Here is a 23,534-nt window from a genome sequence, read left to right as displayed (position 1 = left end):
CGCATTGCGGGTTGTGCGCCGAGGACAGCAAGCGTGGAGCACCCCGTGTCGGCGCTACTCGGAAGCCCGCAGTCTGAACACGACAGGGTTCGCCGGATCCGGGCAGCACACCAGCGCCTCACCCTCGGCCTCCCAGGGGAAGCTCCCGCCGAAGCGCAGCGGCTGGAGGAACGGCAGCATCGCCGCGTACGCCCAACCGCAGATGCCTGCGGGCACGAGCGCGGAATCGACCGCCCACCGGTCGCCGACCTCGTGGCCGATCGAGCACGCGCCCGTGCCTTGGATCTCGACGATCTCGATCGTCACCCGGCGTCCTTCGGCGGGCGCACCACCCGGAGTCTCCACAGCGGCCCCTACGTCGACGGCGTGTACTGACCCGAGATGCACTCGGGCCCGTGGCCCCGGGTGCAGCTCCCGTTCGGCGTGAGCCACACACTTTCGCCGCATTCGGAGCAGAAGCCGGCCTGAGGGGCGAGCGCGGCAGCCGCGGGCGGAGCGGGAGGCGGGTACGCCTGCCCGGCGTACGGCATTTGGGGCACGGCGGACGCGAGCGGCACGCCCGGTCCCATCCGGCCGACCACCACGAATGCAAGCACCGCACCGACCGCGGCAGCCGCCAGGGCGGCGACGTAGACGACCAGCGTGTCGGCGCCGGCAAGGCCGGCGATGAATGCCCCGATGAACTCCGGCAGAAGCCAGAAGGGCACGATCAGCCAGCCGTAGTTCTTGTTGAGCCCCCTGCTCGCGGCCTTCTTGCCGAGCCGCTGACCGAGCATGATCACCACAAAGACCTCAATCATCGGATCCCCCCCTCGTCGCGTGGCACGACACCGACGGTACACCACCGGTGTCGTGCCCGAGCATTGCCTTACGAGCCGCCGCCGCTGGCGACGACGATCTCCTCGTACGGTTGCACGACCACGAAACCCTGTCCGTCGAAGCGCATCTGGAACGTCTCGCCGCTGGCACGGCCGATGAGCGTCTTCAGGTTCACGTCGGCCTTGACCGACGTCTGCAGCCCGTCCGACCACGCGACCGTGGCATTTGGATCGGTGAACAGCGGGGAGTTCGGCGCCACGCCGAGCACGAGCGGCTTGCCGTTGGTCGTGATCGCCACGTAGCCCGTGCCGGTGAGCTTCAGGCTGAACAGGCCGCCTGCCATCATGCTCGCTCCACCGGTGAAGACGATGTCCCAGGCGAGCGACTCCGAGTACGCGAGGCAGTCGCTGCCGTTCACGAAGATCGACTCGTTGTCCAGGTACAGGATCGAGATCTCCTTGCCCTGGTCGGCGCAGTACAGGATGCCCGAGCCGGTGACCTTGGTGGTGGCGGCGCGTTCGCCGGTCGCCATCGTCTTGAGGAACTTGCCTGCGCTTCCCGCTCCGGCCCGGTCGAAGGTGAGGTTGCCGTAGTACGCGACCATCGCCCCGAGCTTCGTGTACACCGTGTTGCCGCCGAGCTGGATCTCGAGCATCTTCTTGCTCTCGAGCTGCCACGTCCCGCCGGTATCGGTCTGTGCGTGTGCGCTCACGAACTCGCCGAGCCTCGTCGCTACACCCGCACCTACGCTGTCGCTCATGTGCTCCTCCTTCGGCTGACCCGCGCTCGCAACCCCTGACACGGCCGTGACGACGGCGCCCCCGCCGCTGCTACTCCTGTTCTCCCCGTTCGTACAACAGCCACAACGCCTGCGTGCCGAGTTCGGCGCCGTCCGCATCCTGCAGCCGCGAGTAGAGCCGCTCGGCCAGTTCGAGTCCGGGCAGCGCCAGGCCGAGCGCGCGGCTCTCATCGATGGCGATGCGCAGATCCTTCACGAAGTGCTTCACGAAGAAGCCTGGCTCGAAATCGCCCGACAGGATGCGGGGACCGTACGCACCCCAGGACCATGAATTCGCACCGCCGCCCGAGAGCGCCGCGTGCGTGCGCTCGAGGTCCAGACCTGCGGCCTTGGCGTACTCGAGCGCCTCGATGAGGCCGAGCATGGTGCCCGCGATCCCGATCTGGTTCGCCATCTTCGTGTGCTGGCCCGCTCCCGCGGCTCCCATGTGTGAGTACGTCTTACCCATGACCTCGAAGAGCGGGAGCGCGCGACCGAAAGCCGCCTCGGACCCGCCGGCCATGATCGTGAGCGTCGCGTTGCGCGCACCCACATCGCCGCCTGAGACAGGCGCGTCGAGCGCCGACAGTCCGCGTGCAGCCGCAACTTCGGCGATCCGCGCCGCAAGGGTGGGCGTGGAGGTGGTCATGTCGATCAGTAGCGCGCCGTCTGGCGCGCGTTCGATGATGCCGCCCTCGCCGAAGTAGACCTCCTCGACGTCGTACGGGTAGCCGACCATGGTGATCGTGATGTCCGCCTGCGCGGCGGCCTCGCCCGCGCTCGTCGCGGACCGCGCACCCCGGTCGACCAGCACTTGCGCCTTGGCCGACGTCCGGTTGAACACCACGAGCGGATACCCGGCATCGAGCAGGTGGCCGGCCATCGCCGCTCCCATGACGCCGGTACCGACGAACGCGACGGTGGGACGCTCGGACATGTGTGACCTCCTCGGAGGGTGTGCCGACGCTCGTCAGTATAGCCGAGGCGGACGCGCGGTATTACGGCTTCAAGGGCAGCTCGGTACAGACGCGCGTGTATGCGATGCGGAAGCCGGCACGCAGCTGGTTGCGCTGCGAAGTCCCGCCGGGGGCCGCCTCGATCACGGCAAGATCGCACCCGTTCGCAGCTGCGTAGCGCAGACGCTCGGCGAGGATCGCACTCTGGACGCCGCGACCTCGAGCCGTCGGCAGCGTGCTGTCGCCATTGAACATCGCGACGTTGTCGACGAGATTGAGCATTCCGGTGCCGGCGGGCTCGCCGTCGAGGAACCCGAGGAACGGGATCGCCGAGGCGCGCAGCGAGATCGCGCGGGCGAGCGCGTAGTCATCGTCGGTGGGATGGTCCTCGGTGAAGCCCCGTGCTTCGAGTTCGGCCCACAGCGCGCGCTCCTCGTCGGACTGCGCGATGCGCACCTCAACGCCTGCAGCCGCCGGCGCGAGCCCCGTCGCGGGCAGCGGCTGGCAGAGCACCGTCTCGAAGTCGGTGGCCACGAAGCCGGCCTCGGCGAGCCATCGCAGCTGCGATGGGTGCGCGTGCGGGCAGACGTCCACTTTGGCCGGCGCTCCGCGCTCGGCGAAGAACGCGACGAGCGCTGCGATCTCCTCCTGCTCGATCGGGCGATCCATGCCGAGGCCGAACGAGCCGTTGAGCACGCTTCCCGGCGAGAACCACACCGCGGCGCCGCCGGCCATCCTGAACGACGCGGCGTTAGGATACACGCCGCTCGCTCGCGCTTCGTCGGTCCAGGCGCACAGGTCATCGACGCCCGCGCGCTCGATGCGACGGGCGAGTTCGGTGTCGGCAAGGGGGTGGTCGAGCATGCGAGCACCTCTCGTGCGGATGCGGGTCCGCACGAGTGTAGCGCAGGCGCGCACCCGCGCTAGTCGAACAGGCCCGCCAGCCACTCGAAGAACGATGCGATGGCGTCCCCGATGGCCTCGAAGAAGCCGTTCCCGGCCACATCGTCCGACGTGCCCGTGTCCCCCGTCACCGAGGTTCCGTACAGCGGTTGGGATGCCGCGTCCCAGGCGTCCGTCGCACAGCGCCACGCATGCGAGCCGTCAAGCGTGGCCACCCACACCTCGCGCGTGGTCGCCTCGCCCGGCAGTGTACCGGCAGGCACGATGGCGGCATCGAAGGCCACGTAGCGATCCTGGTGCGAGACGCTGAGGTTCGAGCAGGAGAAGTCAGCGATCTCGCCAGTCGTAAGCTGCCACTCCGCGCACGAAGCAAGGTTGCGCGCGTAGATCTGCTGTCGCGTCTGAAAGCTCGCCTCGTACACCCCACCACCCGCGTAGATCAGCAGCGACCCGTCGAGCGAGAGCGTGTACTCCGTCGCAAGCCCGGACACCCCGACCGGAGCGGCAGACGACCCGTCCGCCGCCACCCCGTACACGTAGCGGCTGTCGCTGCGTCTGCCGAGGAGGTAGTAGACCGTGCTGCCATCCGGCGAGAAGCGGTGGTCGAAGATCGCCGAGGGACCGCCCATGTCGTCCATCGGCCCGTAGGCCGTGAGACGCCGCTCCGCGCCGCCCGCCGCCGGTGCGATCGCAAGCTGCTCGGAGTCCCCGGCGTCGCCGTCGCTCTCGGTCCAGGTGCGGTACAGCACCTCGGTGCCGTCTGGCGAGAAGACCGGCGAGCGCCCCGTCCCTAGATCGACGGTTCCGCCACCGAGCGTGCCTACCGTGACGTAGGGCCGAGCTTCGGCGAGGCTCATGACCCCGGGCACGACGCGCGCGTAGGCGATCCGCGCCGAGTCCGGTGACCACGCGGGCTCGACGCCGCTGCCGACGAGCTCGCTCGTGCCATCGAGGCCGACCACGTAGATGTCACCGAAGGGGGTGTCGCCGTCGAAGACCGTGAGCGCGATCGACTGCCCGTCCGGTGACCAGAGCGGCAACGGGTTGTCCCACAGTTCCCCGGCGACACCGCCGCGCTCGAGGAACAGGCCGCTCGCCGCGTCCACCGCCACCGGGCTGCCACCGTTCTGATCGCAGATGAACAGCTGGCGAGCGCCGGTGACCGTGCTCTCGACGCCCACCAGAACGTGCGTGCCGTCCGGCGCCCACCAGTGAGCGATCACTTCGAGCGGCGCGGAGAAGCCCGGGTCCTCGGCGGGAAGCGCGGCAGGATCCACCAGCACGGTGGCCTGGTCGTCCCCTGCGAGCACTCGCTCGAGCGCGCCGTTGTGGACGAAGGTCACATGCTCGGGGAGCGGTACCAGCGCCGGCGCATCCGCTGGCTCGATCGCACCGGCTCCCATGAGACCCAGCGATACCACCAGCACCATCACGAACGTACCAGATCGAATCCGGCGCATGACTCCCCCTTCACGCACCCGCCATTACGCAACGGTTCCTACCCGCACATGCCAGACTTCGTCGCACGCCTATCCTTCGGCGGGTACCGGCACCGGCCCCACATCCTGCACCTTGTGGAGCACGACGCGCGCGGCCACGATGAACAGCCCGAGCGATGCGAGCGCGGCGGTCCTCCCCAGGCCGAGCCCGTCGCTCACGAGCGCCCAGACGAGCGGGCCGAGCACGGTGGCGAAGCGCCCCACCGTGGCGTAGAGGCCGAAGAACTCGCCCATCAGGTGCTCGGGCGCCAGACGCGTCATGAGCACCCGGTCGGCCGCCCATGCCGCGCCGATGCCCACGCCTCCGCCCACCGCCACGAGCCAGCCCACCCCCTGGAAGTCCGTGAGGCCGGCCGTCACCGCGGCCGCGAGCCCGGCGATCTGCGAGTAGAGCGCAAAGATGAGCACGCGCTTGGGACCCGCGCTGTCCACGATCCGGCCGGCGATGACCGCGCCGAGGCCGGCACAGACGATACCCAGGAGCGCCAGCCGATCCGTCTGCGCATCGGTGAAACCCATCTCCATCTTGGCGAACAACGCGTTGAACAGGAACACGGTGTTGATCGCGTCGGTGTACAAGAAGCGTCCCACGAGGAACCGTACGACGCCCGGGTAGCCGGCCGCCGAGCGCCACGCGCGCACCATCGTGGCTGGCGACGACAGGATGCCCGGCGCACGTCCCTCGTGACGGAGACGCGGCCGCTCGCGGATCCACACGAACGCGGGCAACGCGAAGACAAGGAACGCGATGGCGAGCGACCGGAAGACCGCCGCGTACCCGAACCTCGGCAGCAGGTACATGCCGAGCCCGAGCGCGAGCGCCGAGCCCGAGTAGCCGATGGCCACCCCGAGCCCGGAGATCCGTCCGGCCGACGAGGGCGTGCTCACGTCGGGAAGCATCGCGTCGTAGACGACGCTCCCGCTGTGAAAGCCGACCGTCCCGATCGCGTAGAAGACGAGCGAGGGCACGACACCCCAGGTTGCGAGGAGCGCCGTGGCGCCAACGCACACGAGGGTGGCACCTATGAGGTACGGCCTGCGCGTTCCGTGATGGTCGGAGAGCGCACCGATCCACGGGCCGAGGATGATTACGGCCACCATCGCCACCACGATGGTGGCGGACAGCTGCCAGTCCGCGCCGCCGCGGTCCTCGACGAGCCAGGGGCCGAAGTAGCGGCTGCCCACGCCCAGCGCGAAGGTGGTGTTCGCGAGGTCGTACAGCAGCCACGAGGTCACGCTTCGTCGGCCGGGCGTCCACACCTGCGGCGCGTCCGACGGCTCCACCCGACTCCCCCCATCCGTGACCATCTCCGCACGAGTGTACCGCAGGCCGATCGGCCATCCGCGAGAGAGCCGCACAGTTCGGGAACATAGCTTTCAGAGATCACCGGAGAAGGGACGACGTGATGGACGCACGCAACACGATCGAACAGTGGCGGGAGTCGATTCCCGAAGGCGAACGCGGGGAGGCCGGTGCCGGTGCAGCGATGCTCGGTGTAGGTCTCGTCGCAGCCGCATTCCTGATGCTACGCAGACGGCGGGGCCTGTTCGTGTGGTTGGTCCCGGGCGCGTTCATCGGCGTGGGGCTCGCCGTCCTCGCCGATGTGGTGCTCGACACACGCAGCTACCGCATCGCCGAAACGGAAGAGAGCATCTCCAGCGAACTCGCGGCCCTCGATCCGATCGCGCGGGCCCAGGTTCTCAAGAGCGTCGGCGAGCGCGAAGTACTGTCGCTCATACCGGGTCGCGGCTAGGGCCCGCTCGGCGGCTACCGATCGCACCCGGCAACGAAGACACCCCGCAGCGCGCTGCGGGGTGTCTTGTGTGAGGGGTTCGGACGATCTCGTAGATCGTCCTGAGAATAGAGGTGTCCCGAGAGACCTCGCCGACGAGCCCCTAATCCGCAGCTTCCCATTTCACACCTTTGGAGCCTACGAGCCTCCGGCCAGCTTGCGCGAAGCCTTCCGCCTGCACACCCCGCCGGCAGCTACTGGTACGCTACCTTTCGCGGTTCGCCCGCTCAACCTCTCGGGACAAGATCGACTCTAGACCATGCCCGGGGCGGGTGCAAGGGCGATTTCGCGAAATGTCGTCCTTGTCGCTGTACGGTCTCTAATCTGCGCTTAACGGTCGCAATCGACCGACTAGCGCTCTCTGGCGAGGACCAACGGCGGCATGCACACGCCACGGGGCGTTCGCACGCCGCAAACCGGCCCGATCGCCGCCGACAACTGCCCAGACAGCGGCCTTGCGACTGCCCGCCTACCCCCCGAGCATCCGCCTGAGCACCTCGTTGATCACCTGCGGATTGCCCTGCCCGCGCATCTCACGCATCACGGCTCCGACGAAGAAACCCATGACGCCGGTCTTGCCTGCACGGTAGCTCGCGACCTCGTTCGGGTTGGCCTCGAGCACTCCATGGACGACCGATTCGATCGCATCGGTGTCCGAGACTTGCTTCATGCCGCGGGCCGCCACGATGGCGCCGGGGGCGTCACCGGTCGCCGCCATGTCCGCGAAGACCTCCTTTGCCTGCTTGCCCGAGATAGCGCCCTCCTCGATGAGGCCCACCATCTCCGCGAGCATCGCAGGGGTGACCCTGGTGTCGCCGATCTCGATCGCCTCGGCGTTGAGCAGTGCGGCGAGTTCGCCGAGCATCCAGTTCGCGATCTGCTTGGCGCGGTCCACGCCCGCGAGCGCCACCGCATCCTCGAAATAGCAGGCAAGCGCAAAGTCGGCAGACAGCATCGACGCGTCGTGCTTGGGCAGGTCGAAGTCGGTCGTGTAGCGTTCGCGACGCGCATCCGGCAGCTCGGGCAGCTTCTCGGCCAGCGACGCGATCCACGCAGGCTCGAAGCGAAACGGCACCATGTCGGGCTCCGGGAAGTAGCGGTAGTCGTGCGCCTCTTCCTTGCTGCGAAGCGCGCTCGTGCGCCTGGCGCCGGCGTCCCAGTGACGCGTCTCCTGCACCACGCGACCGCCCGTGTCGAGCAACTCGGCCTGGCGGACGATCTCGTAGGCAAGCGCATCGTGCAGCGCCTTGAAGGAGTTCATGTTCTTGACCTCGCTCTTGGTGCCGAGTTCGGTCTCCCCCCGAGGGCGGATGGACACGTTCCCGTCCACGCGCATGGAGCCTTCCTCCATGCTGCAGTCGCTCACACCGAGCGCGAGCCAGATGCTACGCAACTTCTGCGCGAAGCGGCGCGCCTCCTCAGGCGTGCGGATGTCGGGCTCGCTCACGAGCTCCATCAGCGGCGTGCCCGCGCGGTTGAAGTCCACGAGCGAGTGCGTGGCGCCGGCGATGCGGCCCTCGCTCCCGCCAACGTGGATCATCTTGCCGGTGTCCTCCTCGAGATGGATGCGCGTGATGCCGATCGTCGCACGGTAGCCGCCGTCTTCGGGATGCGCCTCGGGGCCCACGGCCGCGACCGCGCCACCAAAGTCGATACGCTGCGCGACCCCCTCGCCGTCCACCTCGACCTCGAGCGCTCCGCCACTCGCGAACGGCAGGTCATACTGCGAGATCTGGTAGTCCTTGGGCATGTCCGGATAGAAGTACTGCTTGCGATGGAACTGGCTCCACAGCGCGATGTCGCAGTTCGTGGCAAGGCCCGCCAGTAGCGTCCACTCGATCGCAGCCTCGTTGGGCACCGGCAGCGCACCGGGCATCCCCAGGCACACGGGGCACACACGCGTGTTGGGTTCGCCGCCGAAGGCGACCGGGCAGCCGCAGAACATCTTCGTGTTCGTCGCCGTGACCTCGGTGTGGATCTCCAGGCCGATGACAGCCTCGTAGCGCTCGAGCACCTCGGCAAGACGGTCCTTCGGCATGCTACTCACCGCCTTTCGCGCCCACGAGCGAGCGCACGAGCGGCGGCACCGGGTCGAAGTGCACTGCCTGTTCGTAGGCCGCTGCCGCACGCAACAGCGTGGATTCGGCGAAGTAGTCGCCGATGAGCTGAAGGCCCATCGGCATTCCGGTGCTCGAGCACAGTCCGGCAGGCACGCTCACCGCGCAGTTGCCGGCGAGGTTCACCGGAATCGTGTAGACGTCGTTCAGGTACATCATGTACGGATCGGCGGCCTTCTCGCCGAAGCGGAACGCCACCTCCGGCGTGGTGGGCGTGAGCAGCACGTCGTAGTGCTCGAACGCCGCACGGAAGTCCTCGATGATACGGGTGCGCGCCTTCTGCGCCTGGCCATAGTACGCGTCGTAGTAGCCCGCCGAGAGCGCATACGTGCCGAGCATGATGCGCCGGATGGTCTCCGGGCCGAACCCTTCGGCGCGGGAACGCATGTAGAGGTCGAGCACGTCGGTCGGGTCCTCGGCGCGCACGCCGTACCGGATGCCATCGAATCGCGCGAGGTTCGAACTCGCCTCGGCGGGACCGATGATGTAGTAGGCGGCCAGACCGTGCCGGGCGCTCGGCAGCGTGACGTCCCCGACCTCGGCACCGAGCGCTGCAAACGTCTCCGCCGCACGGTCCACGACATGCGCTATCTCGTTCAGGCAGCCGTCCGTGTCGGGCACCCCGGGCATGTCCCGCACGATGCCCACGCGCAGGCCCTGCACACCCAGCCCGACCGCCGCCGAGTAGCGCTCGACCGGCTCGGGCGAGGAGGTCGCATCCATGGTGTCGGCCCCGGCGATCGCGTCGAGCGCGAGCGCCACGTCTGCGACCGACGTACCGAAGGGCCCGATCTGGTCGAGCGACGAGCCGAACGCAACGACGCCGTAGCGACTTACGCGGCCGTACGTCGGCTTGAGCCCCACCGTTCCGGTGAGCGCTCCGGGCTGGCGGATCGAGCCGCCCGTGTCGCTACCGAGCGACAGGGTCACCATTCCGGCCGCGACGGACGCGGCGCTGCCGCCGCTCGAACCGCCGGGAACACGCTCGAGGTCCCACGGGTTGCGCGTGGGCCCGTACGCCGAGTTCTCGGTGGACGACCCGAACGCGAACTCGTCCATGTTGCACTTGCCGATCGGCAGCGCGCCCGCATCGAGCAGACGGCGGACGGCGGTGCAGTCGTAGACGCTCTTGTAGTTCCCGAGTATTCGGCTTCCGCAGGTGGTGCGCGTGCCGATCAGGTTCATGTTGTCCTTGATCCCGACCGGTACGCCCGCCAGCGGCGGCGGATCCTCACCGGCGGCACGGGCCGCGTCAACACGCTCGGCAGCCGCGAAGGCCAGTTCCGGCGTGAGCTGCAGGAATGCGTGCACGTCGCCGTCGAGCGCTTCGATACGGGCATACGCGCTTTCGGCGGCCTCGCGCGCGGAGAACTCGCCTGCGGCGATACCGTCGCGCACCTCACGTGCGGAAAGAGCGGAGAGATCGAGCATCGTCACGACTCCTCCCCTGCACCCGTGATGGCGGGGATGAGAAAGGCGCGTCCATCCGATGCCGGCGCATTCTTGAGCGCCATCTCCCGGGTGAGCCCGGGGACCACGACATCGGCCCGCGTGTTGTTCGTCATCGCAAGCGGATGCGCCGTGGGCTGCACGCCCTCAAGATCGAGCCGCTGCAACTCATCGATATGGCCGAGCACTGCCCCGAGCTCGGCGGTGAGCGTCGAGACCTGCTCATCGCTCAGCGCAAGCCGTGCAAGCAGCGCGACGTGACGGACGTCGGACTCGGTGATCGCCATGCGGTGTGCCTCCATACAGAGTGGTGATGCAACGAAGACCCTCGCGGGAACGCGTTACATCATACCCGACGGGGCGATCACCACGGGGGGCGTTCGGCGGCATCAGTCGCGATGTACCTCGGCGTGCACACGCGGGATGCGCAGACGGAACGTGGAGCCGGAACCGAGCGTGCTCGAGACCGAGAGGTCCCCGCCCAGCACTTCGGCCATCCGCTTGCTGATCGCCAGGCCGAGGCCGATGCCAACGGGCTTGGCACCCTCGGGATCGAGCACTTGATGGAATTCGTCCATCACGCGGTCCAGCTCATCGGTGGCGATGCCGCGGCCGCTGTCCGAGACCTCGAGCAGCACATGATTGGGACCGTCCGGCTGCACGTTGAGCTGAACGAACCCGGTGTCGGTGTACTTGATCGCGTTCGAGAGCAAGTTGAGCACGATGCGCTCGACCATGTCACGATCGGTCTCGAGCTGGATCGGCTCGCCCTCGTGCATGAGGCGGCACTCGAGCCTCTTGTGTTCGGAGAGCGGACGCATGGCCTCGATCAGCGCACTGGCGACCTCCGTCGATGTGAAGCGGGTAGCACGGATGCGCGCGCCGTGATCGCGCATCCTGTCGAGATCGAGCACGTCGTCCACCAGCGCGAGGAGGCGTTTGGAGGAGGCGTCCACCATGCCGAGCTGTCGCTCCTGCTCTTCAGACACCGGACCCGCAAGACCGGCGAGCATGATCGACGTGAACCCCATTATCGACTGCAGAGGCGTCCGCAGTTCGTGGCTCATGTTCCGCATGAAGCGGTCGCGTGCGTCGAGCGCCTCGCGGATCTCCACAAGTGCAAGGTGCTCGCGGTAGCGCTCCCATTGCATCCGTCGCACGATGATCGTGCCGAGCCCGAACGCGAGCACGGCCAGGACAGCGGCGGAGCCCAGCAGCATCGCGTATCGCACTACCGGCCCCTCGATCTCCCGGATGTCGACGCGCGATGCGACGAACCAGTCCGTTCCCGGGATGCGTCGGGCGGCAGCCATGACCGCCGCACCTTCCTCGTTCGGGCCGGTTCGGGTGACGGATTCCTGGTGCACGATGTCCTCAGCAAGCTGCACATGCAGCTGCTCGCCCCGGCCCACCGTCACCGGTTCGAACCCGTTGGCCGAGCCGATGATGTCGAACCCGTCCCCGTGAGGACCGACCAGGGCGACTTGAGAGGAATCGTAGGGAAGCGGCTCGTCTTCGAGGACCGCGACCACCTCATCGTGCACCTGGACGGAGTAGACGATCACGCCGACGACCGGCCCGTCGGCGGTCTGCTGCACCGGGCTGCTCCACGCCACGCACCATGCGCCGACGCCGTTGTGGAAGTGGTCCTCGAACGCAGGCTCGTCGGAATCCACGACCACGCTCGCGAAGTCCGCGCACTTGAACTGCGAATCCGCACAGCGCTCGCCCGCCGAGGTCGCGAACGGCCACTCGCTCTGCGTGAACATACTGATGCAGTCGTAGCCCCGGATGTCGCGCTCGGCAGTGAGGCGGTCTGAGAGCATCCGCGGGAATTCCGGATCGGCCCCCTTCTGCCAGCGCAGGTAGCGCTCGGCAACGCCAGACTGTGTGGCCATCACGGCAGCGTCGGTGGAACCCTCATCCAGCCAGCGCTGGAGTTCGATCGCGTCGTCATCGGCCGCGCGCATGAGCAGTTCGCGCGCGCGCTCGTACTGCTCGGTGCGGTAGTCGTTCACCGCATAGACGGCCATCGCGCCTACGACGAGGATCGCCAGGGCGACGAGCGCAAACGATCGCCATGCTGGTCCGGGCGGGGTTGAGTCCGAGCGATGCGCCGCAGCGGCACCCTCGACGCGTTCAGGCTCGGCGCTCATCCACACCTCCCCACGATCCCGGAACGATCACCGTCGGCCGCTTCGGGCACCGGGCGCCCCGCTCACTCGCGACCGGCGAGCACCGACTCGGCACGGGTAACATCCGACGGGAAGAGATCCATGGGCACCTCGTCGCTGCCGCGCACCAGGAAGATCATATGGCGCGCGCACGGGGCATTGTCCGCCCGCGGCCCCGAGCAGTACTTGGCTTTGACCAGCTCCGCGGTCGACGGCATGTCGGCCATCTGATCGTGGAAGAACAGACACTGAGGAAGGCACTCGCATTCTGCCATCCTTGCCCCTCATCGTTGTGGGATACCTCACGAGCATCTACCCGTGCATACAGGGTAATCGGTCGAAACATGAACGTCCATTAGCGTGACTTCAGAGGCCCGCCACGAGGAACGCGGCCGCAACAGTGATCACGTTGTAGAGAGCATGAAGCGCGATGGGCGGCCAGAGGCTGCTACGCGTATGGGCCAACCAGCCGAGCGCCACACCGAGCGCGAAGGTCGGGAACAGCATCCACAGGCTGCGATGGAACGCCGCGAACAGCAGTGCCTGAACGACGATCGCGGGCCACGGTCCGAACCTCGCCATGAGGCCCTCAAGGAGTGCGCCGCGGAACACCGCCTCCTCGACCAGCGGTCCGACCACCACCACCATCGCCAGCGCCAGGACCAACCCTGACGCGTTCGCGCCGAACATCGTCGTGAGATCCGTCGTGGCCGACGGCATCAGCCCGAGTGACCGCGTGACATAGGCGTAGAGCGATGTGACCAGCCGCGTGACCACGAGACCCCCGACGACGAGACCGACCGAGGCGAGCGCATGGCCGAACGACGCGCGCTTTTCGCGGAGCCCGAGCGCCGAGAACGGATCGCCGCCGCGCCGCCGCACCAGCCACACGAGGACCGCCACCTGAACGAGGTAGTAGAGCGCGAGCATGCCCACGCGCACGGGGACCTGCAGCGTCGAGGGCATCAAACTGACCGCGGGCAGCCGTACCGCGGTCTCCTTCGCGGTGAACGCCGAGAAGGTGACGGACAGCATCGCAACTGCCTCGAGGAGCGTCCACTGGAACCCCCCGCGTTCGCCGCCCTTGGGGGCCGGCACGGACCGCGTCGCCCGCTCTTCGCGCAGCTTTGCGGCACTGACGCTGCGCGGCGTGTCGGTCGTCTTCCGTGGTGTTGGTTTGGGATGGGCCGCCGGCGCGGCCGCGCCGGACGCGCCCCGGGCCTTCGGCCCATCTCGCAACACGATCGCCCGGCGCGCGCAGACGCGCGCGCACGCACCGCAGGCGTCGCAACGCTGCCAGTCGACCTTGAGGTACGTTCGGCCGACCTTGAGCGCATCGCGCGGACAGGCGGTGGTGCAGGCGCCGCAGCGGTCGCACAGCCGGGGCGTGAGGAGCAAGCGTGGAGCCGGGCTCATCTGACCAGCACCACGATCGCTTCACGAATGCCGCTCACCCAGGCCGGCTGAGCATCGGCGTAGACAAGGTAGTACAGGTATCCGAGCACCACCGCGTTGAGGTTGAATGCCGCGTGGGCGATCACGGAGGGCCACAACGAGCGCGTCTGGGATGTGATCCATGCGAACAACATCCCGAGCACCGTGAACGGAACCAGCAGGTACCAGTTCAGGTGACTCGCAGCGAACGCCACCGAGGATATGAGCGCCGCGATCCAGTCACCGAAGCGGTCCCGGAGCCCGCCAAACAGCACGCCCCGGTAGAGGACCTCCTCGGCAAGCGGCGCCGCGATACAGGTCACGACGATCGCTACCGCGATGCCCACCGGGGTGACCGGGAAGATGTCGGTCACCGAGGGAGCCTGGGGGACCTCGATGCCTACGAGCACGAGCATCCCCAGGAACAGGATCTCGAACCACAGGCCGACGGACATAGCGACGAACGCGGCGATGAGGCCCGGTGCAGTGTCGAACGGCCGCAGGCCGACCCGCTCGCGAAAGGCCACAGGTGTGCGCACACCGAGCCTCAGGAGGAGGAACCAGGAGCCATATCCTGCAAGATAGGCGGCAAGGAATGCGAGCGCCCAGCCGTCGGCCGACGGCTGGGCCGACCGGCTCCACAGACCGACGCCCGCGAGGGCTGCGAAGAGCAGCAGGATCGCCAGCGCGGCGATGCCGATGGTGCTCGGGACCGATCGTCTGACGCCGAGGATCGAGACACCGGGATAGCCCAGCCAGCGAAATGGCGCTTTGCCGCGTGGGACCGGCTGCGGCTGCGACGGTATGCCCGTCGGCGGCGGAGGCGGCGCGTCGGGGTACGACGCTGCGGGCAGCAGACCGTCGCTCATGCCGACGGCTCCGGCACGACGCCGCCCTCAATCGTGGCGGTGAGCTCGTCTTCAGCGAGCACGCGCACGCCGAGATCGAGCGCGGTGGTGTACTTGCTGCCCGGGTCGGCACCCACGACGACGTAGGAGGTCTTCTTGCTCACGCTGCCGGCCACCTTCGCGCCCAGCGCCTTGAGCGCGCTGCCGGCCTCCTCACGGGTGTAGCGCTCGAGCGAGCCGGTGAGCACCCACGTGGTGCCCGTCAGCGTCTGTTCGCGCTCGGGCACGTGCTGCTCCTCGGCGGTGGTGAGGCCGGCCGCCTGCAGCCTGCGGACGATCGCGAGGTTCTCGGGGTTCTCGGCGAACGCGCGTACCGACTCGGCGATCTTGGGCCCTACCTGCTCGACGCGGGCAAGGTCGTCTGCCGACGCCTCGAGCAGCGCGTCGAGGGAACCGAACGCGGCGGCAAGCGCCTCGGCTACTGTGGCCCCGACGTGACGGATGCCGAGGCCGAAGAGCAAACGGGCCAGTGGCCTGGCCTTGGACGCCTCGATGCTCGCCATGAGCTTGCCGGCGACGATCTCGCCCAGCAGGACCGGCGATCCGTCCTTCTTCACCCGGCCGAGGTCGAGCGCCGCCAGTGGCTCGAAGGTAAGCGTGTAGTAGTCGGCCACGTCGTGCAGCAGCCCTTGCTCCACGAGGCGCGTGATGATCTCGGTACCCATCCCCTCGATGTCGAGCGCGCCGCGCGACGCCCAGTGCCCGAGACGCTCGAGCCGCTGCGCGGGACAGCCCGCGTTGGTACAGCGCGGCACGACCTCGCCCTCCTCGCGCCACACGTCGCTGCCGCAGCTCGGACATGCCGAGGGCATGCGCCACTCGCGCTCGCTGCCTTCGCGAAGCCGCTCGACCGCGCCAACCACCTCGGGGATCACGTCGCCGGCCTTGCGCACCACAATGGTGTCGCCCAGCAGCACGCCCTTGCGGCGGATCTCGTCCTCGTTGTGGAGCGTTGCACGGGCGATCGTGGAACCAGCCACGACCACCGGATCGAACTCGGCCACCGGCGTGAGCGCACCGGTGCGACCCACCTGCACGCGGATCTCGCGGAGCACCGTGGTCTTCTCTTCGGGCGGGAACTTGAACGCCACCGCCCACCGGGGGGCTTTGCTGGTGAATCCCAGCTCATCGGCGAGTGCGAAGGAGTCCGCCTTCACCACCACGCCGTCGATCTCGTAGGGCAAGTCGCTCCGACGCTCGATTGCGTGACGGCAGAACTCCCGCACCTCGTCGGGCGTGGCGCAGCAGCGGATGTCGGGGTTCACGCGGAACCCCGCCTGCGACAGCCACTCGAGCGCCTCCCGCTGGCCCGCGAGACCGAGCGATCGCGGCTCGACGACCTGGTACATGAACGTGGCAAGATCGCGCGATGCGGTCACCGCGGGATCCTTCTGCCGCACCGCACCCGCCGCGGCGTTCCGCGGGTTGGCGTACGGCGGCAACCCCGCCTCGTCCTGCTCGGCGTTCAGGCGCTCGAAGCTCGCCTTGGGCATGTACACCTCGCCGCGCACTTCGAGGTACCAGGAGGCCGCGGACTCCGTTGCGTCCTCGCCCCCGAAGAGGGCTCCCTGCGCAATCGATCGTGCTGGAGCCGGCCGCTCCACGGCCAGACGCAGCGGCACGCTCTTGATGGTGCGCACGTTAGCGGTGACGTCCTCACCGGTGGTGCCGTCACCGCGAGTTGCCGCGCGCAACAGCACGCCGTCCTCATAGGTCAGCGCAAGCGAACTGCCGTCGATCTTGAGCTCGCACATGAATGCGATTTCGCGGCCCTCGGCCTCGCGGCCGATGCGTTCGAGCCACGCGTCAAGCTCACCGAGGTCCATCGCGTTGTCGAGCGAATACATCCGCTGCGCGTGCCGCACGGACGCGAAGGCCTCGAGCGGCGGCGCGCCGATGCGTTGCGTGGGCGACTCGGCGGTGACGAGGTCGGGATATGCCTCCTCGATCGCCTCGAGCTCGCGCACGAGCGCGTCGTAAGTAGCGTCCGAGATCTCGGGCGCATCGAGCGCGTAGTAGCGCCATGCGTGATGTCTGATCTCCGCGCGCAGCTTCTCAGCGCGCAGATCCGCACCGTCGTGCGCTCCGGGGACCGGTCCGTCTTGGGGCATCGGCGCGCGCTACTCCTCGGCCTTGAGCGTCTGAACGTGCACGTCGTTCACCGAGTAGATGACGGTCTCGGGAACGAAGCGGTTGATGCGCTCGGCCTCGTAGATCCATACGTCGGTGAGGGTCACTTTGAAGTACGCGCCGCCCGGTGTGGAAACCGGCTCGACCACCGCGCCGTTGGCGAGGTAGGCGCGGAGCTCCGTCTCGATGTAGTACTTGAACAACTTCGCCGCATCGCGGTACTCGTTGTACAGCGCGAGCCGCCGGTCCGCTTCGAACATGTCCAGTTCGTCGATGCTATCCATGCGCAACCCCTCTCAGTCGTGCCTCGCACGCCCGGTCCCGACCCGTCAGGGCGAGTCCGACCGCATCACGCCTCAACGGGCGTGAGCGTCACCTCGCCGAGCGCGCCCACACGCTCGCCTGCAACCACGATCGCGCCACGGACGCCTGCGATGCCAAGCGCCCGCTCGAGCGCCCTCTCGATGTCGTCCACGCCGTGCACCAGGTTCCCCGCGGCCGTTGCAGCCGCATCGGCCAGCGCGCCGTCACCGGCGATCACCGTCACAGCGTGTGCCGAGCCGAGGCTCACGCTATGCCCCACAGTACCCGACGACGTGCATACCGCGCACGGGAGTGAATCCCCGGGTACGCTCACCGCGAGACGTCCGGAGAGCGGCGAGCTTCCTGCAAGCAGCAGTACGCTCCGCGCGGTGCTTCCGACGATGTAGATATCCCCGCCGTTTTCCACGAGCACCTCGGCGGAGAGCGCCGAAAGGCCACGCGCGACGCGTTCGGCGACAGCGCCCGCGACCGCCGCCATCGGTCCCACACCCGCAGCCGCGCCAGCCTCGGCCATCGCACGCACGATCTCCGGTGCGTCCGGCTCCACGGCGATCGGCGCGAAGCTCTCGGCGAAGCGTGGATGCGCGGCGATGTACGCCTCGAGATCCTCGCGCAGCGCGGAGACGACCGCCGCTGCCTCGGCGGACAGGTCACCGAGCGCGCTTATCTGCAGGTCGGTCTCGCCATGGAGGACCTCGAACGTGACGAGGCCGTCCGCGTCCGTACTCTGGCGGTATCTGCGTGGCTCCCATACCATAGAGTCATGGTAGCAGTCCGACGGGACTGACTCCGTGAGGGTGTCGGAGGACCCGCGCACGGCGCGGTGCCGATGATGCCATGAGGGGGCATTGCCGTGCGCGAGATCCTCGAGTTGTGCGTTCGGATGGACCGTCACGCGGAGAGCTTGTACGCTCAGCTCGCGTCCGCCTGCCCGGAGCCCGAGCTCCAGTCCACGTTCGTGAGACTCGGACAGGACGAGGCGGAGCACACCAGTTGGTGGCAGGGCCTCATGAACGCGTGGGAACAGGGCCTGCTCCCCGACCTGGTGAACGACACCGGCGAGCTGATGGACCGTCTGCGCGCCCTCGACGGCGAGTTCGAGGCGATCCAACCGGTGCACCTCGAGCAGCTGGACATCGACGGCATGCTCGCACTCGCCGCCCGCCTCGAGTTCTATATGATCGACCCCGTCTTCAGCGAGCTCATCGACCTCACGGAGCCGGGCCAGGCCGAACGGCGCCACTCGGCGTACCAGGCGCACCTGCAGCGACTCGTCGACGCGATCGGTGACCACTACACGCCCGATTCACTCGCCGGACTGCTCGCGACCACGCTGTCGCGCACGTGGCGCGACAACCTGCGTCTTGCTGTGTACGCCACGCACGACATGCTCACCGGACTCTACAACCGGCGCGCCCTACAGACGCACCTGCCTCAGTGGGCCGCCTGGTCGGCACGGTACGGTCACGCCCTCACGGTCATGCTGGTGGACGTGGACCGGTTCAAGTCCGTCAATGACCATTTCGGACATCCCGAGGGCGACAAGGCGTTGAAGGCAGTGGCTCACGCGTTGCGCACGGCGACCCGGGCGTCCGATCTGGTGATCCGGTACGGCGGCGATGAGTTCGCGGTGATCGCTCCCGAGACCGACACCGATGAGTACGCGGAACTGTGTAACCGCATCTCGGACACGGTACGCTTGCTCGACGTACGCACCGATGACGGCCAGGCGATCCCGCTCGCGGTGAGTATCGGCGGAGTGGTCGCGAAGGATCCGGCAGGCTCGCCGCCCCGGCGCATCGAGACGCTGCTCGCGGCAGCAGACCGATCGCTCTATGCGGCCAAGTCGACCGGTCGCAACTGCGCCGCCCCGCCCGCGAGCGTCGACAGCGCCTCCTAGCGCCCCGACTCGCCTTCGGCCAGCTCGGCGGCGTGGTAGCTCGAGCGCACGAACGGCGCACTCGCGACGCCCGCGAAGCCCACGGCCCTGCCCTCGCGCGCGAACGCGGCGAACTCTCCGGGCACCACGAACTCGGCGACCGGCAGGTGTGCGGCACTCGGACGCAGGTACTGGCCGAGCGTGAGGTAGCTGCAGCCGACGGCACGCAGGTCGCGCATCACCGCGAGGACCTCGTCGTGCGTCTCGCCAAGGCCGAGCATGAGTCCCGACTTCGTCGGCATCTGTGGTGCACGCGTCTTCGCACGCGCAAGCACGCCGAGGCTGCGCTCGTAGCTCGCACCCGGACGCACGTCGGCGTACAGGCGAGGAACGGTCTCGAGATTGTGGTTGAAGACGTCGGGACGTGCGTCGGTGACGGTGTCGATCGCGGCCTCGTCCCCGCCGAAGTCGCTCACGAGCACCTCGACGGCAACGTCCGGCGCGGCGCTACGAATCGCCGCGATGGTGGCCGCCACGTGTCCCGCTGCGCCGTCGGCAAGGTCGTCGCGCGTGACCATGGTGACCACCGCATGACGCAGCCCGAGCCGCGCGACCGCTTCGGCAACACGCGCAGGCTCGTCGGCATCGAGCGGCAGCGGAGCGCGCGTTTCCACGGCACAGAACCGGCAGCCACGCGTGCAGGCGTCGCCGGCGATCAGGAAGGTGGCCGTGCCGCTCGCGTAGCACTCGCCGCGGTTGGGGCACTTGGCCTCCTGGCAGACGGTCGCCAGGCGCAGTTCGTCGAGCAGCCCCTCGACGGCGCGGTATTCGCCCGCGTGCGCGATCGGCCTTCGGAGCCATGCGGGCAGCCGCTTGGCCGAGCCCCCGTGCTCGTAGGGCACTAGCAGCCGCACTTCCCGGCCGCGTCGGCGCACGCCATGCGGATGACCTCGGAGACGGTGGGGTGTGCGTGCACCGTCTCGGCGACCTGCCGCACGGAGATGTCGTGCTTCATGGCAAGTGCGACCTCGTGGATGGTCTCGACCGCGTGCGGCCCGACGATCTGGCAGCCGACGATGCGCCCGGTGCCATTCTCGGCCACGATCTGCACGAAACCGTCACTTTCGCCCTCGCCGAGCGCCTTCGCGTTGGCGGCGAACTTGGCCACCGCCTGCACCACGTCGACGCCGCGTTCCTTGGCCGCGTCGCGACCGCTGCCCACGACCGCCACCTCGGGAAATGTGTACACGCAGGCCGGGATGCAGTCGTAGCGCATGCTCTCGAGATGCGCTTCGGCGCCGACCGTGGAAAGCTCGGCCACCGCGTTGCGCCCCGCCACCACGCCCTCCTCCTCGGCCACGTGCGCGAGCATCATGCCGCCGATGAGGTCACCGATCGCGTAGACCCCGTCGATGTTGGTGCGGAAGTACTCGTCTACCTTCACCGCGGCACGGTCCATCTCGATGCCGGCCTCGGGATAGCCGAGCCCCGCCGAGTTGGGGATGCGGCCCACGGCGCTCATCACGATGTCGCTCTCGAGCACGACACCGCTCCGCAGCGTGGCGCGCATCCGATCCCCCACGCGCTCGACGCGCTCGACCGCGTCGCCGAGGTGGAAGGCGACGCCCATCTCTTCAAGCGCGGTCTGCGTCTGCTTCACCACGCGCTTGTCGTTGCCGGGCAGCACCTGGTCCATGAGCTCGACGACGGTGACCACGCTGCCGAACGCCGCGTACGCGCAGGCGAACTCCAGCCCGATCACGCCGCCGCCGATGATGACGACGTTCTTGGGGATCTCGCGCAGTGCGACCGCGTCGTCGCTCGTCCAGACCCCTTCAAGCTCGTGGTCGATGGTCGGCAGCTTGAAGACCGCCGAGCCGGTGGCGAGGATGAGCGCATCGCCTTCGATGGTCTCCGCCGTGCCATCGGCGAGTGCGACCTCGACCGACTTGGGACCGACGAGCCTGCCTGCGCCGTAGACGATGCGGATCTTTAGCCGCTTTGCCGACGACTCGACCTGTCCCACGAGCTCGTCGACCACCGCCTCTTTGCGCGCGCGCAGTGCCGGGATGTCAGCGGTGGCGACCGCGGCGTTGAGGCCGAAGGTGGCGGCATCGCGCGTGTCGGCGACGATGTGTGCCGAGCGCAGGATGGTCTTGGTAGGGATGCAGCCCCAGTTGAGGCACGTGCCGCCGAGCCGCTCGCGCTCGATGAGCGTGACCTCCGCGCCGAGGCGTGCAGCCTCGAACGCCGCGCTGTAGCCGCCGGGACCGCCTCCGAGGACGACGATGTGCATGATGCTGCCTTTCGTGACTGACCGCCCGTGCGTGGCGGCGGGTTCTACGGTTCCGGACGGTGCTCGGCCTCGGTGACGACCTCGCTCTTGATCATGCTCACGAGCGCGGTGAGCGCCTCGAGCACGTTCGGGCGGATATCGCCGCCGACCAGGACGTACATGATGTCGTCCCCCACCTCGAGATGACCTTCGTTCACCCAGGCGCGGACCACCGTCACGCCTTCCATCAGGCGGGCGGTAGTGACGATCTCCTCAAGGCGCTCGCGGTCGACGCTGAGATCCATCGAGACCACGGGGCGGCCATCGCGGGAGTACGAACGCACGACGCCGTTGTGGCAGAGGTACATGCCCGTGCCTGCGGCACCCGCCTCACGCTTCACTTCGGCGAGCCAAGCGTCCAGGCTCGGCCGCTGCTGATCGCTCATGGTCGACCCCTCTCGTCGGCGGCGCGACATGCGCGAATAATACCACGCGACATCGGCAGCCCTTACGGATGCGGGGTGCGCAGATAGCAGTGCTCGGGCACCGCATGACGGAAGATCGCGCCCTCGCAGGTGAGGAACTTGTCGAGCGCCAGACCGGCGAAGCGCATGACCGGCTCGCGTGCCTGCTGACCCACGACCACCGCGAAAAGCACCGCCCACTCGGCGAGGTGTGTCGCGAAGAAGTCGTGGGCGCGGTCACGCGCCCGGGGGTCGCCGGCCGCCGCGCCGCGCAGGCAGTGTGCGACGAAGTCGAGCTCGGAGGAGATGTGATCGGGCGGGTGCAGTCCGTTCCGGACCTCCGGAGCAGTGAAGACACCCTCGGCGTATGCGGCCTCTATGAGCGCCAGGTGGCCCTGAACGTCGCCTGAGACGTACGTGCCCTCCTCGGGCGAGAGCACGTGGACGAACGGATCGAAACCGGACTCCAGCCCGTACAGCCGGTCGCGCTCAGCCTCGAACGCTGCACGACCGTCGGAGGTACGAAGCGCGATGTCCGCGCTCTGGAACGCTTCAAGGATGGCCGCCTCGTTCACGTTGCGGTTGATGCGACAGCTCCGTATCGCACTGCGCAGGCGACGCGCCGCGGGCGAGACCTCGGCGAGAGCGCCGCGGTACATGCGCGCAAGCGATTCGTACGCCGCGATGCGGTCCTCAAGCACACACGCGCAGTGCTCGGACGGCGTGTGCCCGCATGTGAACGGGTCTTCATCGTCCGGAGCATCGCCCGACGATGCCTGCGGACCTGCCGCCTGCTCGGCCCGGCGCGCCGCGGCCTGCTCCGCGTCGTGGCCCTCAAGACCGATCTTGATGCCCGCCGCCAGCGTCGCGGGTAGCGCGTGGCGGATCATGTCGCGGGCCACCGCATCGCCATCGTACGGTATGCGATGGAAGACGACGCCCAGCCACACCTCGGACTGCCCGATACGCCGCGACGCCGTGTCCGCATGCGCCTGGCCGAGGACCTCCTCCTGCGTGCCGAGCACGAGCTCAGCCCACGCCGCCCGTGGATCGCCATCCCTCGGACGACCGACCGAGCCGACGTTCACCCAGTGGACGACGCCGTCTTCGGAAGGGACGGAACGATGCACAGGCACGTGCGTGTGCCCGCAGCAGACGACATCGGCCTCGGCCTCCCGCGCGAGGGCCACCAGAAGCGGTGCAGGCGCGTCGGACGCAACGATCTCGCTCACGAACCGCGGCGTGCCGTGGCACAGGACGATACGTGTGCCGCCCTCATTGATCGTGATGTCGCGTGGCAATGCGTAGAGGTACTCGGCACTGGCGCGCCCGACCTCGGCGATCGTGAAAGCGTACGCCTCGGCACCGTCGAGCGCCTCTTGCGGCGTGGGGAAGTCACTGCCCGGGCTGCGCAGGTGCGACCCGATGGCGCGGTCGTAGTTGCCCTGGACGACCCGGTCACCGTAGGAGCGGACGAGCGCGACCGCCTCCTCGGGACGCGGCCCGAGCCCCACGAGGTCACCGAGGCAGTAGCGCTCCTCGACTCCCTCGGCGGCGATGGCTGCCACAACCGCCTCGAGCGCGAGCGTGTTCGCGTGCACATCGCTGTAGAGTGCGATGCGACGCATGCCG

23 protein-coding genes are annotated in these 23,534 nt (G+C 68.4%); 2 read left to right on the top strand and 21 right to left on the bottom strand.

The features are described 5' to 3' along the window. Nucleotides 1-54: 54 nt before the first annotated feature. The 7 genes from Q7W51_10230 to Q7W51_10200 form a co-directional block, all read right to left on the bottom strand. On the bottom strand, nt 55-345 hold the full coding sequence (locus Q7W51_10230; protein ID MDO8848748.1) for a TIGR04076 family protein: 291 nt from the start codon (nt 343-345) through the stop codon (nt 55-57). Nucleotides 346-353: 8 nt separating this feature from the next. Then, nucleotides 354-800 carry a hypothetical protein gene (locus tag Q7W51_10225; protein ID MDO8848747.1) on the bottom strand — a complete coding sequence of 149 codons (447 nt, stop codon included), beginning with the start codon at nt 798-800 and terminating at the stop codon, nt 354-356. A gap of 68 nt (nt 801-868) precedes the next feature. Next, nucleotides 869-1,579, bottom strand: coding sequence for an AIM24 family protein (locus tag Q7W51_10220; protein ID MDO8848746.1), 711 nt, complete (start codon nt 1,577-1,579; stop codon nt 869-871). Between the two features lie 70 nt (nt 1,580-1,649). After that, the gene (locus Q7W51_10215; GenBank protein MDO8848745.1) at nt 1,650-2,534 is read right to left on the bottom strand and encodes an NAD(P)-dependent oxidoreductase; all 885 of its coding nucleotides are present in this window, start codon (nt 2,532-2,534) and stop codon (nt 1,650-1,652) included. Between the two features lie 61 nt (nt 2,535-2,595). After that, nucleotides 2,596-3,417, bottom strand: a complete 822-nt coding sequence (locus Q7W51_10210) for a GNAT family N-acetyltransferase (protein MDO8848744.1) — start codon at nt 3,415-3,417, stop codon at nt 2,596-2,598. A 59-nt stretch (nt 3,418-3,476) separates the two neighbouring features. After that, on the bottom strand, nt 3,477-4,916 hold the full coding sequence (locus Q7W51_10205) for a hypothetical protein (GenBank protein MDO8848743.1): 1,440 nt from the start codon (nt 4,914-4,916) through the stop codon (nt 3,477-3,479). Nucleotides 4,917-4,985: 69 nt separating this feature from the next. Further along, nucleotides 4,986-6,239 (bottom strand): MFS transporter, encoded by a 1,254-nt coding sequence (locus tag Q7W51_10200; GenBank protein MDO8848742.1) that lies wholly within the window; start codon nt 6,237-6,239, stop codon nt 4,986-4,988. 122 nt (nt 6,240-6,361) lie between these two features. On the opposite strand from Q7W51_10200, the gene Q7W51_10195 reads away from it, so the two are divergent. Then, nucleotides 6,362-6,709, top strand: a complete 348-nt coding sequence (locus Q7W51_10195; protein MDO8848741.1) for a hypothetical protein — start codon at nt 6,362-6,364, stop codon at nt 6,707-6,709. A 508-nt stretch (nt 6,710-7,217) separates the two neighbouring features. Here the strand turns inward: Q7W51_10195 and gatB are convergent. From gatB to Q7W51_10145, 10 genes are all read right to left on the bottom strand, one after another. Then, nucleotides 7,218-8,786: an Asp-tRNA(Asn)/Glu-tRNA(Gln) amidotransferase subunit GatB gene (gene gatB, locus Q7W51_10190; protein MDO8848740.1), complete on the bottom strand. Its 1,569-nt coding sequence runs from the start codon at nt 8,784-8,786 to the stop codon at nt 7,218-7,220. Nucleotide 8,787: 1 nt separating this feature from the next. Then, on the bottom strand, nt 8,788-10,296 hold the full coding sequence (gene gatA / locus Q7W51_10185; GenBank protein MDO8848739.1) for an Asp-tRNA(Asn)/Glu-tRNA(Gln) amidotransferase subunit GatA: 1,509 nt from the start codon (nt 10,294-10,296) through the stop codon (nt 8,788-8,790). Between the two features lie 2 nt (nt 10,297-10,298). Further along, nucleotides 10,299-10,601 (bottom strand): Asp-tRNA(Asn)/Glu-tRNA(Gln) amidotransferase subunit GatC, encoded by a 303-nt coding sequence (gene gatC, locus Q7W51_10180; protein MDO8848738.1) that lies wholly within the window; start codon nt 10,599-10,601, stop codon nt 10,299-10,301. A gap of 102 nt (nt 10,602-10,703) precedes the next feature. Continuing rightward, nucleotides 10,704-12,470, bottom strand: coding sequence for an ATP-binding protein (locus Q7W51_10175; GenBank protein ID MDO8848737.1), 1,767 nt, complete (start codon nt 12,468-12,470; stop codon nt 10,704-10,706). A gap of 62 nt (nt 12,471-12,532) precedes the next feature. After that, on the bottom strand, nt 12,533-12,763 hold the full coding sequence (locus Q7W51_10170; GenBank protein MDO8848736.1) for a hypothetical protein: 231 nt from the start codon (nt 12,761-12,763) through the stop codon (nt 12,533-12,535). Between the two features lie 91 nt (nt 12,764-12,854). Further along, entirely contained in the window at nt 12,855-13,904 is a 1,050-nt protein-coding gene (locus Q7W51_10165) for a CPBP family glutamic-type intramembrane protease (GenBank protein MDO8848735.1), read from the bottom strand. Continuing rightward, nucleotides 13,901-14,791: a CPBP family intramembrane metalloprotease gene (locus tag Q7W51_10160; protein ID MDO8848734.1), complete on the bottom strand. Its 891-nt coding sequence runs from the start codon at nt 14,789-14,791 to the stop codon at nt 13,901-13,903. The genes Q7W51_10165 and Q7W51_10160 overlap by 4 nt, the downstream gene beginning before the upstream one ends. Further along, nucleotides 14,788-16,941 (bottom strand): NAD-dependent DNA ligase LigA, encoded by a 2,154-nt coding sequence (gene ligA, locus Q7W51_10155; GenBank protein ID MDO8848733.1) that lies wholly within the window; start codon nt 16,939-16,941, stop codon nt 14,788-14,790. Before ligA ends, Q7W51_10160 begins: the two co-directional genes overlap by 4 nt. Before the next feature lie 9 nt (nt 16,942-16,950). Further along, nucleotides 16,951-17,244 (bottom strand): DUF2469 family protein, encoded by a 294-nt coding sequence (locus Q7W51_10150; protein ID MDO8848732.1) that lies wholly within the window; start codon nt 17,242-17,244, stop codon nt 16,951-16,953. A gap of 65 nt (nt 17,245-17,309) precedes the next feature. After that, nucleotides 17,310-18,041 carry a UPF0280 family protein gene (locus Q7W51_10145; GenBank protein ID MDO8848731.1) on the bottom strand — a complete coding sequence of 244 codons (732 nt, stop codon included), beginning with the start codon at nt 18,039-18,041 and terminating at the stop codon, nt 17,310-17,312. A 96-nt stretch (nt 18,042-18,137) separates the two neighbouring features. Between Q7W51_10145 and Q7W51_10140 the strand changes: the two genes are divergently transcribed. Continuing rightward, nucleotides 18,138-19,184: a diguanylate cyclase gene (locus Q7W51_10140; protein MDO8848730.1), complete on the top strand. Its 1,047-nt coding sequence runs from the start codon at nt 18,138-18,140 to the stop codon at nt 19,182-19,184. Here the strand turns inward: Q7W51_10140 and lipA are convergent. The 4 genes from lipA to Q7W51_10120 all read right to left on the bottom strand — a co-directional run bounded on the left by lipA (nt 19,181) and on the right by Q7W51_10120 (nt 23,530). After that, nucleotides 19,181-20,065, bottom strand: coding sequence for a lipoyl synthase (gene lipA / locus Q7W51_10135; protein MDO8848729.1), 885 nt, complete (start codon nt 20,063-20,065; stop codon nt 19,181-19,183). The two genes, Q7W51_10140 and lipA, sit on opposite strands and share 4 nt — an antisense overlap. Further along, the gene (gene lpdA, locus Q7W51_10130) at nt 20,065-21,459 is read right to left on the bottom strand and encodes a dihydrolipoyl dehydrogenase (protein ID MDO8848728.1); all 1,395 of its coding nucleotides are present in this window, start codon (nt 21,457-21,459) and stop codon (nt 20,065-20,067) included. The genes lipA and lpdA overlap by 1 nt, the downstream gene beginning before the upstream one ends. Nucleotides 21,460-21,503: 44 nt before the next feature. Then, nucleotides 21,504-21,884 (bottom strand): molybdenum cofactor biosynthesis protein MoaE, encoded by a 381-nt coding sequence (locus tag Q7W51_10125; protein MDO8848727.1) that lies wholly within the window; start codon nt 21,882-21,884, stop codon nt 21,504-21,506. Between the two features lie 62 nt (nt 21,885-21,946). Further along, nucleotides 21,947-23,530, bottom strand: coding sequence for a metallophosphoesterase family protein (locus tag Q7W51_10120; protein MDO8848726.1), 1,584 nt, complete (start codon nt 23,528-23,530; stop codon nt 21,947-21,949). Nucleotides 23,531-23,534: the final 4 nt, after the last annotated feature.

It is taken from the genome of Coriobacteriia bacterium (genome assembly GCA_030652115.1).
Lineage (GTDB): Bacteria > Actinomycetota > Coriobacteriia > Anaerosomatales > Anaerosomataceae > UBA6100.
Note: the sequence above shows the minus strand (reverse complement) of the source record. Positions and strands in the feature narration are given on the sequence as shown.

What these genes read in the sequence shown, in the direction of transcription:
- Q7W51_10150 (MDO8848732.1), bottom strand. Translation starts at nt 17,244, where the DNA reads ATGGATAGCATCGACGAACTGGACATGTTCGAAGCGGACCGGCGGCTC.
- ligA (MDO8848733.1), bottom strand. Translation starts at nt 16,941, where the DNA reads ATGCCCCAAGACGGACCGGTCCCCGGAGCGCACGACGGTGCGGATCTG.
- Q7W51_10175 (MDO8848737.1), bottom strand. Translation starts at nt 12,470, where the DNA reads ATGAGCGCCGAGCCTGAACGCGTCGAGGGTGCCGCTGCGGCGCATCGC.
- Q7W51_10195 (MDO8848741.1), top strand. Translation starts at nt 6,362, where the DNA reads ATGGACGCACGCAACACGATCGAACAGTGGCGGGAGTCGATTCCCGAA.
- Q7W51_10165 (MDO8848735.1), bottom strand. Translation starts at nt 13,904, where the DNA reads ATGAGCCCGGCTCCACGCTTGCTCCTCACGCCCCGGCTGTGCGACCGC.
- gatC (MDO8848738.1), bottom strand. Translation starts at nt 10,601, where the DNA reads ATGGCGATCACCGAGTCCGACGTCCGTCACGTCGCGCTGCTTGCACGG.
- Q7W51_10205 (MDO8848743.1), bottom strand. Translation starts at nt 4,916, where the DNA reads ATGCGCCGGATTCGATCTGGTACGTTCGTGATGGTGCTGGTGGTATCG.
- Q7W51_10225 (MDO8848747.1), bottom strand. Translation starts at nt 800, where the DNA reads ATGATTGAGGTCTTTGTGGTGATCATGCTCGGTCAGCGGCTCGGCAAG.
- Q7W51_10170 (MDO8848736.1), bottom strand. Translation starts at nt 12,763, where the DNA reads ATGGCAGAATGCGAGTGCCTTCCTCAGTGTCTGTTCTTCCACGATCAG.
- Q7W51_10125 (MDO8848727.1), bottom strand. Translation starts at nt 21,884, where the DNA reads ATGAGCGATCAGCAGCGGCCGAGCCTGGACGCTTGGCTCGCCGAAGTG.
- gatB (MDO8848740.1), bottom strand. Translation starts at nt 8,786, where the DNA reads ATGCCGAAGGACCGTCTTGCCGAGGTGCTCGAGCGCTACGAGGCTGTC.
- Q7W51_10215 (MDO8848745.1), bottom strand. Translation starts at nt 2,534, where the DNA reads ATGTCCGAGCGTCCCACCGTCGCGTTCGTCGGTACCGGCGTCATGGGA.
- Q7W51_10120 (MDO8848726.1), bottom strand. Translation starts at nt 23,530, where the DNA reads ATGCGTCGCATCGCACTCTACAGCGATGTGCACGCGAACACGCTCGCG.
- Q7W51_10220 (MDO8848746.1), bottom strand. Translation starts at nt 1,579, where the DNA reads ATGAGCGACAGCGTAGGTGCGGGTGTAGCGACGAGGCTCGGCGAGTTC.
- Q7W51_10145 (MDO8848731.1), bottom strand. Translation starts at nt 18,041, where the DNA reads ATGGTATGGGAGCCACGCAGATACCGCCAGAGTACGGACGCGGACGGC.
- Q7W51_10210 (MDO8848744.1), bottom strand. Translation starts at nt 3,417, where the DNA reads ATGCTCGACCACCCCCTTGCCGACACCGAACTCGCCCGTCGCATCGAG.
- lpdA (MDO8848728.1), bottom strand. Translation starts at nt 21,459, where the DNA reads ATGCACATCGTCGTCCTCGGAGGCGGTCCCGGCGGCTACAGCGCGGCG.
- gatA (MDO8848739.1), bottom strand. Translation starts at nt 10,296, where the DNA reads ATGCTCGATCTCTCCGCTCTTTCCGCACGTGAGGTGCGCGACGGTATC.
- Q7W51_10160 (MDO8848734.1), bottom strand. Translation starts at nt 14,791, where the DNA reads ATGAGCGACGGTCTGCTGCCCGCAGCGTCGTACCCCGACGCGCCGCCT.